We start from the raw sequence: 13709 nt of genomic DNA on the forward strand, positions 1-13709 counted from the left end.
TTGAACGGACATCTCGAATTGTAGTTAAAATCTATCGATCAGGTATTTAAACCAGGCTCATAGTGTCTCAACCTATCCGTACTAATTTTTTCAAAAATACCGCTGTTTTCTGCGATAAGTCCACCGTAAAGCCCAAAAAGTTATCCAAATCGAGTCAAATCTTTAAAGTTCCCTTGATTCTACTCCCGTTTCACGCCGAAATAGTTTCCCAGGTGGGTGTTCAGCCGCAGGTTCCGTTCGGTCGACATGCATGCCTGACCAGGTTGGAATAAATCCTTCGGGCTGGCCCGCTAATCCAAAAAACCGGCATTTTATCGAAAAGAAACAATAAAAGAAGTTAGTTTACGGAATATTTTTCAATATTGCTCCTGTTGATGTTTCCCCTCATCGACTTTAAAGGCACGAGAATTTCATTTGTTGCCGCCTACTGCCGTGAACAGGCCCCGCTTTAGCTGCAAAATAGAACTTTGTATGAAAATGAGGATACATTTAATGGTCCTCGCCGTTTTTACATGTGCCCTGGTCTCTTGCTCAAAAGAGTCAGGGGAGACATTGAACAGCGTCGAGCGCCAAAACGTAAGGGAAGTAGAAAAAGAATTACTGAGCCTCGTCAACGACCACCGGGTTTCGTTAGGAAAGAATGCGCTGCAATTCAATGCGACCGCCTATGACCAGGCCAATGTCCATACCGATTATATGATAGGCAAAGGCGCGATCAATCACGATAATTTCACGATAAGGGCCTCCGCCATTTCCAAGGAGGTCGATGCGCAATTCGTCGCCGAGAATGTGGCAAAGGACTACTCGACCGCCTCGGGGGCGTTCGTCGGTTGGTTGAGCAGTGCCAACCACAAACACACCATGGAAGACGACTTTACCCATACCGCCATCAGCGTGAAAAAAGATGAGAACGGTACGGCCTACTTTACGCAGATTTTTTACCGGTAAATTATACTTGGGCCTGCTTAAGCCCGAAAGCGGTTTGGTTTGATGTTAGGAGGCCCCAATCCATCTCGTGGTCATGATCTAACCGGACGGCTATTGGAGTACTGCTTCTCTTTATTATTTCCTAAGCCATTTTCTTTTCTTATTTTTGGAAGGAACAGTTTTTAGTTTAGGATTCTCTTTGTTGTATGCCTTTTTAACCAACAAATTCCTAAATTTATGAAATCATAACTTTCTAAGCTCTTTTCCGTCATGGCCATTACCCCCCCCTTTAACCTATCGCAATGGATTGCCGAAAACCGCGACACCCTGAAACCGCCCGTGGGCAATAAAAACCTCTACAAAGATGCCGGAGATTATATTGTAATGGTCGTCGCCGGCCCCAATGCCCGAAAAGACTACCACTACAACGAGACCGAAGAGCTTTTTTATCAACTAGAGGGCCATATCGAAGTGCATATCCAAGAAGGTGGCCGTAAGAAAACCTTCGAGCTCGGGCCGGGAGATATGTACCTGCATCCAGCCAAGACCCCTCATTGTCCGGTCCGGCATGAAGGCAGCATCGGCCTTGTCATCGAACGTAAACGCGCCGATATGAACGTTGATGACGGTCTGCTTTGGTTCTGCGATAATTGCAACCATAAGCTTTACGAGACCTATTTTACCCTGAACGATATAGAAAAAGATTTTTTAGGACACTTTAAACACTTTTATGGTTCTAAAGAGTTGCGTACCTGTGACAATTGTGGGACCGTAATGCCCGTAGACGCACGTTTTGTTGCTGCTCCCTAATTTGAGATGTGATGACAAAGGGGCAATTGGCAAAATATGCGGCAGTCAAGGTATTGGGTACCGCTCTTTCCATATTTATTTTCTACTCCATCAATAAAACCTATCAAGACAGAAACAAAGCTACTGTAGAAAATGCCGTCGCCAAGGCGGAGCTGAAATTAGGGGAAGAGCTGAACAAAATAAACCTTGTCATTGAGTCGATGGCTTTTTATTACGAAAACACCTCGGAGGTTTCACAGACGCTTTTTGAACGCTTTACCAACCCATTTTTGAGGGAATTAAATGGTATCAGAGCACTGGAATGGGCTCCAAGAATTGAAGACTCCACTGAGGATGATTTCGAAAGATTGACCGTCATCACCAAAACCAATACGCTCGATAGCTTGGTCGTTTCGACTGCGCGAGGGGTACATTATCCCATTCAAGTATTGAACCCGTTAACATATTCACAAAAGGCGATCGGGTACGATCTCTACTCCGATGATACGCGAAGAAAGGCTATCGATCGCGCCATCAGAACCGAGAAAGTTGCACTCACGGGACCTATAACCCTTATATTGAACGATAATGATGTGCCCGGAGTATTGGCTTTGAAATCGGTATCCGATACCATCTCTAACCAAACAAAAGGGGTCGTGGCGGCGGTGTACCGTATGGATGACCTTATCGGAAACACCCTCGCTTCAGAGTTGAACGTTCTCGATATCTGCATTCACGACGAAACTTCCGATGTCGAACTCTTATATTCCAGTTTCGGCGACACCACTCCCGAAGCTCTTGCTAACCGCTCAATAAACGGACGGATTAATGCGGTCGACCGTTTGTGGGATATCCACTATATACCAAAGTCCGAATATTTAGCCTTTCCCCATGTTTTTGAATCTTATGTAGTCTTGATTTTGGGCTTGATATCGACAATATTACTGACTTACACCGTCAAGAGAAGAGACGAATACAACGACCGGCTGGAAGCTAGGGTACGCTTGCGAACATCGGAGCTTGAGGCTTCGAACGAACTAAAGGAAAATCTGCTGCGCGAGATACACCACCGGGTCAAGAACAATCTGCAGATTACCTCGAGCCTTATGAACATGCAAAAGAGAAAACTGTTCAGCGCAGAGGCCGTAACGGCGCTTTCCGACAGTCAGGCACGAATTTCGGCCATAGCCTTGACCCATCAAAAAATCTATCAGGACAAAGACTCAAAGGCCGTCAACCTCTCCGACTACCTGAACGATTTGATGGAGCACCAGAAGAAAATGTCGTATTCGTTCAGTTACAAAATCGAATGTCCCGAAATCTCCATCGACCTTGATAACGCCGTACCTTTGGCACTCATCATTTCAGAACTGGTTACCAATGCTTTAAAACATGCCTACCCCGATACCACCCAATACAACGAGCTTTTGATTCACGTTGAACGCTTAAACCCCGAAAAGGTGTCGTTATCCATACTCGATAACGGCAAGGGGCTGCCTAAGGATTTCAATATCGAAAAGGCCGAGGGCATCGGATTCGAAATCATTCGCGCGCTATGCAGGCAGATTTCGGCCAAGCTCTCTTACGAATCCAATGGGGGAGGAACACAGTTCAATCTTGTTTTTCCGAACAAGACGTAGAAGTGATGAATCTTTGAATAACCCGACATCCGTTGTTGAGGAAAGGGATTTTGTGTCCTCGTTCGCTATTTAAGAACGACATTGCCCACCGGTGCTCCTCCAAGTTAGTTGAATTCTGGTATCGAACCGGTATATTTGCAAGGAATCTTTCATCATCAATGCTCAAAAATTTTCACCATGTCAAAAATTGCTAAGGAATTCGGTATCGACGCGGCTTTAAAAGCACTCGGAATAAAAAAAATCAATGCGGGGACTTCCACAGGTTCGGAAAACTTCGGTTCAGGTGAAATTATCGAGTCCCGTTCTCCCGTCGACGGGGAGCTGATTGCCAAAGTGAAGTCCACCTCAAAAGAAGATTATGAACGAGTGATGTCCGCGGCCACGGATGCTTTCGTGGACTGGCGTAAGAAGCCGGCTCCGCAACGCGGTGAAATCGTCAGACAGTTCGGTGAAAAATTACGCGAATTGAAGGAGCCCTTGGGAAAACTGGTATCCTATGAAATGGGTAAAAGTTATCAGGAAGGGCTGGGGGAGGTCCAAGAAATGATCGATATCTGCGATTTCGCGGTGGGCCTGTCCCGGCAGTTGCACGGCCTGACCATGCACTCCGAGCGACCGGGCCATCGGATGTACGAACAATATCATCCGCTCGGACCGGTCGGTATAATCTCTGCTTTTAACTTTCCGGTGGCCGTTTGGGCCTGGAATACCGCCTTGGCCTGGGTCTGTGGCGATGTATGCGTTTGGAAACCATCCGAGAAAACGCCGTTGTGTGGTATAGCCTGTCAGAATATCGCTGCCGTAATCTTTAAGGCCAACAATCTTCCCGAAGGGATATCCTGTTTGATCAATGGGGACTATAAAGTTGGGGAAATGATGACCGGAGACTCCCGGATTCCCTTGGTTTCGGCCACGGGATCTATCCGGATGGGCAAAATTGTTGCGCAGGCCGTTGCCGCACGTCTGGGAAAATCCCTATTGGAACTCGGGGGAAACAATGCCATCATTGTCACCCCTGATGCCGATATAAAGATGACGGTCATTGGGGCCGTATTCGGGGCGGTCGGTACCGCAGGGCAACGCTGTACCTCGACCCGTAGATTAATTGTTCACGATTCTATTTACGACAAGGTGAAGAATGCCGTGGTCGATGCCTATAAACAACTGCGTATTGGCAACCCGCTGGACGAAAACAACCACGTGGGGCCCTTGATCGATACCGATGCCGTTGTGATGTATCAAGAAGCACTTCAAAAAGTAGTCGATGAGGGCGGTAAAGTAATCGTTGATGGCGGCGTAATGGAAGGCGAGGGCTATGAAAGCGGTTGTTACGTCAAACCGGCCATTGCCGAGGCCGAACCAGATTTTAATATCGTTCAACACGAGACCTTTGCTCCCGTGCTCTATCTTTTAAAATATTCCGGCGATGTCGAAAATGCCATTGAGATTCATAACGGGGTGGTGCAGGGCCTGTCCTCCGCCATTATGACCAACAACCTTCGGGAAGCCGAACGTTTTCTTTCGGTAGCTGGAAGCGATTGCGGTATCGCTAATGTGAATATTGGGACGTCCGGGGCTGAAATCGGAGGAGCGTTCGGTGGGGAGAAAGAGACAGGCGGGGGTCGAGAAAGCGGTTCCGATGCCTGGAAAATCTATATGCGGCGACAGACGAATACGATTAACTATACCACTGAATTACCGCTAGCCCAAGGTATAAGCTTCGAGCTGTAAAGGGGCAATCCTCTTGGTCGTTTCTCCCTCGTCGATTGTGGGCCTCATCGGTTGCAGGTGCGCAGGGGTAACCTTTGAGCTGTAAAGGTGCAGTCTTTTGGAATAAAAAAACCCGCTGTCTTTCTTTTTTACTTGACTTTCCCCCGAATAGGCAAGCGAAAAATACAGCGGGTCTGAACACTAAACTAACTGACTTCCCTGCCGCATGGCAGGCTCAAACAACTATTTAAATATTCGACGCTTAAAATGGCGTTCTATGGTCTTATATCGTACTCCCCTTTCTGGGGTTCGGTCGGTTTACCCGCTCCGGTCTGTGGCTGGTTGCGCATGTGCAACCAGCGCGATGGCCCAATACGTTTGGATGAATAAGTTAAAGGTTCCCGTTTCCATGACATCTTTATGCTATCTTTCGGTTAAATATAAGGTGCTTGGTAGAGGTAATCCAGTCTAATTGTACGACTGGTCGTTTTTAGTGTATGATTGGAGAACAAATCTTCATACTTGCGCTGTCTATTCCTGTTAATTCCACTTAGAGCTAATAAGGTCGATATCTTGTAGGGGAGATCAACACTGTAAAGCGCTTAAGGTAAGTCGTCCGCTGACCGCTTAGCTCCTTCATCACGCCACAGGCGCGACTGGCTCAAACGGTCAGCAGGGCTTACCGCCAATTGATTCCGATGGTTTTCCGGTTCCGGATGCCAAAATCCCACGGTTGACCATTACTCCATCCAATGTCTGAAAAATTAGTTCTTTGAACAAGCTTCTTTTTACGAATGGCAGCTGAAATTGTATAAATTGCAGAAAGCCGGCCATTTACAGGTCCACTGGCTTAGTTCAACGGATTTTATCTCAAGCTCTGACGTACCTTCTAATTTTTTCAATACATTTATCTTAGAGTCAAGCAGCGGAAGCCCCATGACATCAATGTGTTACTGGCCTGATTTAATGATTGTGCTCCTTTTTGTTAACAATTAACTCAAAAAATATGGATGTTGAAAACGTAGCTGTTGGGTACTGGCTAATTCTCTTATTCGCAGGTATTATTTGCGGGATATTGGGTTATTATATGGGGAAAGGTATAGTGGCGCCTAAAGATATATCCTCTGAATCGAGCCTATTGCGTGATGAAAATTCTAAGCTACGGTCAGAATTGGAGACTTGCAAGCAAAAGTTGCTCTCCCGACCCGGCATCGATGCGAGGTCCTCATCCGAAGGGAGAGAAGCCTTAATGGAAACGGGTCTTACCCCAACTGCTCCTACTTTAGTTGCTTTTGACGCTAAGGCGGCAAGCGACGCCTTGGGAAAAACGATTGAAAAGGACGACTTAACGGTAATAGAAGGCATAGGTCCTAAAATCGCCGGTATGTTTCACCATGCCGGAATCATGACATGGAAGGCTTTGTCGGAGACATCGGTCGCCAACTGCCAAGAAATTTTGAACACCGGGGCAGAACGTTATAAGGTTCATGACCCGTCATCCTGGCCCATGCAGGCGAAGATGTGCCATAAAGGGATGTGGAAGGAACTCTTCCGATGGCAGGAAGAGCATGACCATGGAAAATTGTAATTTACAAGTTCGGATTTCCGAAAACGGGCTAGGCAAGTTTGATTTTAAACTTGAGACATGAACTTGCGCTTCCTAAACCATGCCGTTCGCTTCCACCCACTTAAACCGATATTGGTCCTCCGGAAACTTCATCCGTTCGGCGATACGCTCCAAGCGGTCGGGCAGGTTCACAAGGTAATCCCGTGCTTTTTCAGCCGTTTCGGAAAGGTCCCTTACCTTTTCCATTTCCCAATAAGTATTAAGTTTTCGTAGGATATCCACATAGTCCTGCGCGGTATAGACACCCAGGCGCTGGGCACAGTTCGAAAAGTTTTCAAAGGCCTCCCCGATGGTGCCGCCCGATTCCCTTAAAAAATGGGCGGGCATCACAATTTTCTTTTTCATCATCTCGGCAAAAGCCAGTACCATGCCGGAAGGGTCCTCTCCCATAATAGTCTTAACAAATTCACGGTACGCCAGATGGTGGCGCATTTCGTCACCGGCGATGATGGTGCACATTTTGGCCAAAAGGGTGTTTCCTTTTTTTTTGGCCATCTGCCCCACGCGTTTGTGCGAGATATTGGTGGCCAGTTCCTGAAATGTGGTGTACACAAAGTTTTTATAAGGGTCGCGGTCGGTTCCGATATCGAAGCCGTCGTTGATCAGATGCTGGGTGGTGATTTCGACCTCTCGCATATTCACTCGTCCGGATAGGTAAAGATACTTATTGAGCACATCGCCATGCCGGTTTTCCTCGGCGGTCCAGGCACGTACCCACTTGGCCCATCCGTTCGTTTTATTCTCTCCGTGTTGATCGATACCGACCACGTCCATCAACCATGATTCGTAAGTGGGCAGGGCCTCTTCGGTGATGGTATCCGCCACCATGGTTACCCAAAAGTCATATCCTAGTTCTTTGGAATCGCCCCGAAGTTCGCGAACGGATTCCAAAAAGCCTTCTTTTTCTGAATCGGGCAAAAAATCGGAAGGTTGCCAAATCTCCTCGATAGGAATCAAGAACGAATCCATGAATCCTTCGACTTGCGGCTCTATGGCCTGCATTACCTCTAATCGTATATTTTTTTCAGCCATTGTTCTGATTTGTTAGATACCTGTTTGATAGTAATCCTTTTAAATAGAATTTTTTTTGAAAAATAAGAGTCCTATGTAGTTCCACGACAGCATGTAAGGCAGCATAGATTCGAAATCAAACTAGTATTTTGCTTGTTTTTGTAAAGAACGTTAATAATATAAAGACTATCGATAAAATAAGGAATTTGTTCGAAGTATGGAACGGAAAATACATCTATTTTCAGTTCCGTCCCCGTTCATCGGGATAAAGGGTATGCACCGGATCGCTCTGCCATACCTGCTTCGTATCGACGTCAAGCATCGAGAGGGGTCCTTTAAAGGCTGCCCCGGTATCGAGATTCCATACGTTGGCGGCCTGTTTTGGCTCGGCAACATCGGTTCTCGAAACTGGAGTATGTCCTATAAATATCGTGTTGTAATGGGATAGTCTTTTGGGATAAAATGGATTCCCTTTCTGCAGGTTCGGATCTAGGGATTGCGCAAGTTCCCAAAGAGTGCGGTCCCAGTAAAAGCTTTCGGGAAAATATTCGTACTCGATGCCTTTCAGGTTGGTGAAACCAGCGTGTAAAAAAAGGCGGTTCTCCTTATCGATAAACGTGTTTTTCAGACTGTCAAAAAACAGGATGTGCCGCTCTTTTGTTTTGTCATCCGCTTCGTTGTACGAGGCCAATGTAGCCCCCCCACCATGCTGTAGCCAAGTGGGGTTGTCGTTTGCGCCGCGAAGCCATTCCACACAAAGCTCATCGTGATTTCCTCGGATAAAAATACAACGGTGAGTTTTTTTCAAGGTTATCAGATAGTCGACCGTTTCTACTGCATCGCTCCACCCATCTACATAATCCCCCAAAAATATAAGCTGATCGTTCGTAGAGACCTCCGCGCGCTCCAAAATCTGGTGCAAGGCCTTAAGCCCCGAATGAATGTCCCCGATTACCAATGTCCTTTTTTCGTTCATGCCGTAAAAATAAACAGGATTGCAGGATTACGCGTTGGAAAGCTTGTATTTTCTCTTATGGATTGACCTAAAAAAAGGGTGCCAGGTTTTGTTAGGTCTGGTATTTTGTGATTAGTTTAGTGGGATATTGAAAACTAGACGTATGCAGACCATCTATTGTATCGGAGAACTGTTGATTGATTTTGTAGCCGAAAATCAGGGCAGCGACCTATCCAAAGCGGATGTATTCACGAAAAAGCCGGGTGGGGCCCCTGCCAATGTGGCCTGTGCCGTGGCCAAGTTGGGCGGCAAGAGCAAGTTCGTAGGCTGTGTCGGCGAAGATCCCTTCGGAACGTATTTGCTGGACACACTTGAAAAAAATAGGGTCAATGTTACTTTGGCACAGCGTTCGAAGCATTTTACGACCTTGGCCTATGTTTCGATTGCTTCGAATGGGGAGCGGGATTTTGTATTCAGTCGGGGCGCCGATAAAAAGCTGGAATACGATGCTGTGGTGAAAAATGGTTTTAAGGGGAATGTAGTGCATTTTGGATCGGCTACGGCCTTACTGGGAGGTGGACTCAATGATGCCTACGACCGGTACCTCGTGGATGCCCTGGCCCAAGAGGCCCTGATCAGCTTTGATCCCAATTTTCGCGGCGACCTCTGGAAAGGCGAAGAAGGGACCTTCATAGAGAAATGCCGCCATTTTGTTGAGAAGGCGCATCTGTGTAAGTTCAGCTTGGAGGAAGCCCAGTTACTATCAGGTGAGAATGATGTCGAAAAGGCCTGTGCCGTATTGCATGGTATAGGCAGCCCGATTATTGCTATCACTTTGGGCAAGAAAGGTACATTGCTTAGCACCCCGGATTTTAAAAGAAGGGTCGCAAGCGTAAAGGTTGAGCCTATAGACACTACGGGGGCGGGCGATGCGTTTATCGGATGTTTGCTCTATCAAATCGCCCGACTTAAAAATCCGCATCAGATTTTGGATGATACCGACCAGCTTGTCCCAATGGTGGAAAAAGCGAACTGGGCGGGTGCCATTACGACCACGAATTACGGAGCTATACCTGCTTTACCGGAGTATGACGCTATTTTTTGAGGACGTTACAATCGTTTTGCATCGCAGCGACTGGGGATACGGGCCCGAGAGATTTCTCGGTCGGCTTTCTGCTCTTTGGAACTGCCTTATCAGGCTGAAACTGTAGTTAAATGGCAAACATTCCGAGCCAGCTTTCGGCATTTTGACGGAAAATTTTATCGACCACCGCTTTTGGCAGCCTTAGGCCTATAAAGTTTCCGCTAACCCGCTCGCTGGTCATGGGGTCGTCGGTCACGAAAAAGCGCCAGTCCTGCAGCCATCGGTCATGGATTTCTTTTTGAAGGGCATCAGGGTCATCTTCGCCGGTGTCGGATTTATCGGTGGCGTATAGAATGCGATCTTGGTACTTAATAAAAAAATCACGCACTTTTTCGCGGTCATGTATGGTCTGATAGAACACTTGCCCCATTCTGGCCGCGAGGTCCACGCTCATATTGGGAAATCGGTCCAAACGTTTTGCCAATTCGTCAACGTTCCATTCGAGACTGCCCATATGTGCGCCCATAAATATGAGATCGGGATGTTTTGCGAGCATACGGTCGCGAGCAGCGACCTGTTCTTCATAGGAGGGCAGTTCGGGATGCCTGTACATGTGATATTCGGGATGTTCGCCGAAATAGTCCCGGTCGTTGTTCACGGTCATTTCTTCCAAGGGGAGCCAGCAGTTTTTGGGTTCGCCCAAATGCCCGATCAAGGGAATTCCTTTTTGGGTCAGATGGTCGAATATAGGGTCCAGCCTTGGGTCATCGACCATCACAAGCTCCCCGTTTTTGTCTCGAAATACCATTCCAACGTTCTTCCAGACCTTTACCGCGATCGCCCCTTGGTCAAAACACCGGTCAAGCCAGGCAATGGTGTTTTCTACAAAGTTGGGATTGTCCCAATCCGCTATTGAAAAAGCGGTGGCCATTTCAAAAGCTTTAGGGTACCTTCTTTTCTGGTCGCGGCAATATGCAAACTGTTGCTCAACGAATGCCTGTCCTTTCGACAGGTCCACCGCGATATTGAGCATCCGGAAATTGTCTTTTTTGGCCTGCTCGACAAACGTATCCCGGTCCGTCCATACATGGGTGTGGACATCTATTTTTTCGATTCGGGCAAAGTCTTCCAAGGTATAGAATTCATTGTCCTCGGCTGCGGAAACGGTCAACAGCAAAAGCCAAACAGTGCCCAAGGTTTTCATACTACCAGTTTTAAATTATTCGAAAATAATCTAATTAATAGATTAACAATTGCGATAGCTATCGGGTAACCCCTACGCTCTCGCACTAAATTTTTTAAACATCAATTTTTGTGAAGTAATTTTCAAAATTTGTTGGTGCCCGTTTCACATTCTTGTGATTTTAGACGCGTGACCAACTAGCACTATTTCTTTTGACAAGGAATTTCTAATCCAGTTCTTGAATTTCAATATTTTTCCACCGCACCTTAATTCCACCACCACTGTGGATTTGAAGGGCGATAGAGCCCCTACCTTCCCCTATTTTTTCATCGTTTAGCTCCACCATCTTTTTCCCATTTAGCCAGCTGACGATTTTATCGCCATTGGCCTCGATCTTCATGTGGTTCCAGTCATCGGGCTTGAGTACTTTTTCATCTTCGGGCTCGGGTTTTATTATCCATCCCCTTCCTCCTTCCGTAGATTCGTAGATGCCACCAGTGTGCAAATCGGGAGGCGCAACCTCGACCTGCCATCCGCGAATGGTCGTTCCGTCGTCCCCACCGACGTGAGAGCGTATAAATATTCCGCTGTTGCCGTTGGACTCCAATTTAAAATCGAGGTTCAGTATAAAATTTTTGTAAGGTTTGTTGGTGGCGAGATAGCCGTATTTTTCCTCAGGACCGCTTTCGCAGACCAGTTCACCATCGTCAACATACCAGTATTCATAGCCGTGCTTCGTCCACCCTGACAGGTCTTCGCCGTTGAAAAGACTTCGGGTCTCTTGGGCAATGGCATTCGAGGTACAAAGTAAGAAGGAAAGGAAAAAAAGCAACTGTTTCATACGTTTATCATTTACTATGGTCATCAAATTTGCCCGAATTCGTTCAGGAAGGTAATGGGTCAATAATCAAGCAAGGGTGCCGTCTGCTCGTGCGAGGTTACTCCCGGGGGCAGTTCGATGATTTTAAAATTCCTGAAATGGATTTCCGCGCCCTCCGATTCAAGGCACAGATAGCCCTTCTTCTGGGTCGATTTTGAGATACCATTGACAAATTTACCGTTCACGGCAAGTTTGATGACCCCGTCAACGGCGACTACGTCATAGGTATTCCATTCCCCTTTGCCCTTGGCTCGGTTTTCAATGGATTTACTCCGTTCTCCCCTGGGGTTGTCAGGGTCGGTCACGACACCGCCCACGCCCCATACCTCGCCGTGCACGTAGGCTATGGGCTGCGGAACACCGTCTTTTGCGTTAATGTTCACCCAATCGAGTTCGAGCATTTGAATCTCTACCCCGTCTGGTAGAGGCGAATCGTCCGGCGGGTTGGCTCCGCTCCAGGCGAAAATACCCGAGTTTCCGCCGGCTTCCATGTGTCGCCATTCCACGTGCAGGATAAAGTTTTCATACTGCTTCTCCGAGCGTACTACCCCAATGGGATGGCCCTGGTTCACCAGTACGCCGTCGTCGTTGACCGACCATCCTTCTTTTACGGTGTTGACATTGATCCATTTAAGGGTGGCGCCGTCTTCCGAACTGCCCGCCAAAACATCTTCCAAGGAGGTCGATGTGCCGAAATCGAACTCGAACTTTTCATGTTGGGCGTAGGTGAGACCGCAGAACATAATAAAAAACAAGGCGGAAAGGTTCGCGAAGGCAGACTTTTGTAACTTTTTCATAGTTCAATATGTATTAGAAATGCATGGATATGGACTTTATAGTGAGATGAACTTACACCGCAAAGGCTTCCCGTAACAATTTGTAGCTCTTGGGTACCGCCGTCTCGGGATCTTCATCGCCTTCCATTTCCAATGAAACGTAGCCTGTAAAGTTGGCATCGCGCATAATCTTGGCGAAACGGTCGTAATCCATATCCTTATCGTAATACTTTCCTCCGCCATAGTAGGTTTTGGCCTGAATAATATCGGCATGCCCGATCAGGCGTTCAAAATCATCATAGGGTTCGCCGACAAAATTGCCAGTATCCAGATTAAGGCCCATGGCCGGTGATGAAGACAGGGCGTTATGGATTTCCTCGAGGTAGTCTATATTCGACGATAGCCCCCAATGGTTTTCGAGACAAAGGATGACCCCGGCCTTTTCAGCTTCTTCGAGACATTCCTTCATGCTTTCTATGACCCATTTGATGGCATCTTGGTCGGTGTAGCCCTCTGTCGGTTCCTTTCTGCCGTGCTCGTAATAATCGGCCGGTCTTTTGCCTTTCCAGCTACCGGTATTCATTCGAATGGCCGGAATGCCCATTTGCACGGCGAGTTTGATGCACCTTAGGGTGTGTTCGATATGCTCCTTTCTTTTGGCCGCATCGGGTTCCACAAAATTTTGATGGATGGATAAAAATGGAAGCGCTAGGCCCCTTTCAAAGGCCATTCGTTTCAATTTGTTCATATATTCCACCGATTCGTTTTCCATTTGCCGGTGCAATATCTCCACCCCGTCAAAACCGATTTTGGCAGCATTTTCGATAACCTTTTCGATTGGATATTTTTCGGGTTCAAAATGCCAGTACGAATAGGTGGATACAATTAGACGGATGGGCTGATTGTTGTAGAGGCTGCTATGCTTCTTTTCGTGGTTCGACCCGGCCATGACCAATGAGGGGGCCATCGATGCGGCACCTAACATTCCTACGTTTTTTAGCCAATTTCTTCTGGATGAAGTTGTTTCTGTATTCTTTGTTGTGTTTGACATAATTTGTGTTCTTGATTTATTTGGTAGCCTTATATTCGGAAATGGCTCCCTTTTTTTTGTCTTATCGTGTAAGGGA

General features: G+C 47.0%; 12 protein-coding genes. 6 read left to right on the plus strand and 6 right to left on the minus strand.

Translation table 11 applies throughout. The features are described from left to right. Positions 1-471 precede the first annotated feature (471 nt). From RQM65_RS10115 to RQM65_RS10135, 5 genes are all read left to right on the plus strand, one after another. Entirely contained in the window at positions 472-948 is a 477-nt protein-coding gene (locus RQM65_RS10115) for a CAP domain-containing protein (RefSeq protein WP_314014684.1), read from the plus strand. A gap of 249 nt (positions 949-1197) precedes the next feature. Then, positions 1198-1737, plus strand: coding sequence for a 3-hydroxyanthranilate 3,4-dioxygenase (locus tag RQM65_RS10120; protein ID WP_314014685.1), 540 nt, complete (start codon positions 1198-1200; stop codon positions 1735-1737). Positions 1738-1748: 11 nt separating this feature from the next. Then, positions 1749-3356 (plus strand): sensor histidine kinase, encoded by a 1608-nt coding sequence (locus RQM65_RS10125; protein ID WP_314014686.1) that lies wholly within the window; start codon positions 1749-1751, stop codon positions 3354-3356. Positions 3357-3533: 177 nt separating this feature from the next. Further along, positions 3534-5087: an L-piperidine-6-carboxylate dehydrogenase gene (gene amaB / locus RQM65_RS10130; RefSeq protein WP_314014688.1), complete on the plus strand. Its 1554-nt coding sequence runs from the start codon at positions 3534-3536 to the stop codon at positions 5085-5087. 985 nt (positions 5088-6072) lie between these two features. Further along, complete coding sequence (locus tag RQM65_RS10135; RefSeq protein WP_314014690.1) at positions 6073-6654, plus strand: helix-hairpin-helix domain-containing protein; 582 nt, start codon at positions 6073-6075, stop codon at positions 6652-6654. 72 nt (positions 6655-6726) lie between these two features. Here the strand turns inward: RQM65_RS10135 and RQM65_RS10140 are convergent, their stop codons facing one another. Together RQM65_RS10140 and RQM65_RS10145 are read right to left on the minus strand one after the other, a co-directional pair. Further along, a complete protein-coding gene (locus RQM65_RS10140; RefSeq protein WP_314014692.1) occupies positions 6727-7725 on the minus strand; it encodes an acyl-ACP desaturase in 999 nt (332 codons plus the stop codon). Positions 7726-7945: 220 nt separating this feature from the next. After that, positions 7946-8680 carry a metallophosphoesterase family protein gene (locus RQM65_RS10145; RefSeq protein WP_314014694.1) on the minus strand — a complete coding sequence of 245 codons (735 nt, stop codon included), beginning with the start codon at positions 8678-8680 and terminating at the stop codon, positions 7946-7948. 142 nt (positions 8681-8822) lie between these two features. On the opposite strand from RQM65_RS10145, the gene RQM65_RS10150 reads away from it, so the two are divergent. Further along, positions 8823-9764: a carbohydrate kinase family protein gene (locus tag RQM65_RS10150; protein ID WP_314014696.1), complete on the plus strand. Its 942-nt coding sequence runs from the start codon at positions 8823-8825 to the stop codon at positions 9762-9764. 106 nt (positions 9765-9870) lie between these two features. Here the strand turns inward: RQM65_RS10150 and RQM65_RS10155 are convergent, their stop codons facing one another. The 4 genes from RQM65_RS10155 to RQM65_RS10170 form a co-directional block, all read right to left on the minus strand. After that, on the minus strand, positions 9871-10947 hold the full coding sequence (locus RQM65_RS10155; protein WP_314014698.1) for an amidohydrolase family protein: 1077 nt from the start codon (positions 10945-10947) through the stop codon (positions 9871-9873). 205 nt (positions 10948-11152) lie between these two features. Continuing rightward, entirely contained in the window at positions 11153-11767 is a 615-nt protein-coding gene (locus RQM65_RS10160) for a 3-keto-disaccharide hydrolase (RefSeq protein ID WP_314014700.1), read from the minus strand. 59 nt (positions 11768-11826) lie between these two features. Continuing rightward, positions 11827-12603, minus strand: a complete 777-nt coding sequence (locus RQM65_RS10165) for a 3-keto-disaccharide hydrolase (protein ID WP_314014702.1) — start codon at positions 12601-12603, stop codon at positions 11827-11829. Positions 12604-12655: 52 nt separating this feature from the next. Continuing rightward, complete coding sequence (locus RQM65_RS10170; RefSeq protein WP_314014704.1) at positions 12656-13633, minus strand: sugar phosphate isomerase/epimerase family protein; 978 nt, start codon at positions 13631-13633, stop codon at positions 12656-12658. Between the last annotated feature and the right edge of the window lie 76 nt (positions 13634-13709).

It is taken from the genome of Pricia mediterranea (genome assembly GCF_032248455.1).
Taxonomy (GTDB): domain Bacteria; phylum Bacteroidota; class Bacteroidia; order Flavobacteriales; family Flavobacteriaceae; genus Pricia; species Pricia mediterranea.

Bases quoted from the DNA above. Each gene is read 5' to 3' on its own strand.
- RQM65_RS10160 (WP_314014700.1), bottom strand. From the start codon at position 11,767: ATGAAACAGTTGCTTTTTTTCCTTTCCTTCTTACTTTGTACCTCGAAT.
- RQM65_RS10120 (WP_314014685.1), top strand. From the start codon at position 1,198: ATGGCCATTACCCCCCCCTTTAACCTATCGCAATGGATTGCCGAAAAC.
- amaB (WP_314014688.1), top strand. From the start codon at position 3,534: ATGTCAAAAATTGCTAAGGAATTCGGTATCGACGCGGCTTTAAAAGCA.
- RQM65_RS10125 (WP_314014686.1), top strand. From the start codon at position 1,749: ATGACAAAGGGGCAATTGGCAAAATATGCGGCAGTCAAGGTATTGGGT.
- RQM65_RS10140 (WP_314014692.1), bottom strand. From the start codon at position 7,725: ATGGCTGAAAAAAATATACGATTAGAGGTAATGCAGGCCATAGAGCCG.
- RQM65_RS10155 (WP_314014698.1), bottom strand. From the start codon at position 10,947: ATGAAAACCTTGGGCACTGTTTGGCTTTTGCTGTTGACCGTTTCCGCA.
- RQM65_RS10150 (WP_314014696.1), top strand. From the start codon at position 8,823: ATGCAGACCATCTATTGTATCGGAGAACTGTTGATTGATTTTGTAGCC.
- RQM65_RS10145 (WP_314014694.1), bottom strand. From the start codon at position 8,680: ATGAACGAAAAAAGGACATTGGTAATCGGGGACATTCATTCGGGGCTT.
- RQM65_RS10165 (WP_314014702.1), bottom strand. From the start codon at position 12,603: ATGAAAAAGTTACAAAAGTCTGCCTTCGCGAACCTTTCCGCCTTGTTT.
- RQM65_RS10170 (WP_314014704.1), bottom strand. From the start codon at position 13,633: ATGTCAAACACAACAAAGAATACAGAAACAACTTCATCCAGAAGAAAT.
- RQM65_RS10135 (WP_314014690.1), top strand. From the start codon at position 6,073: ATGGATGTTGAAAACGTAGCTGTTGGGTACTGGCTAATTCTCTTATTC.
- RQM65_RS10115 (WP_314014684.1), top strand. From the start codon at position 472: ATGAAAATGAGGATACATTTAATGGTCCTCGCCGTTTTTACATGTGCC.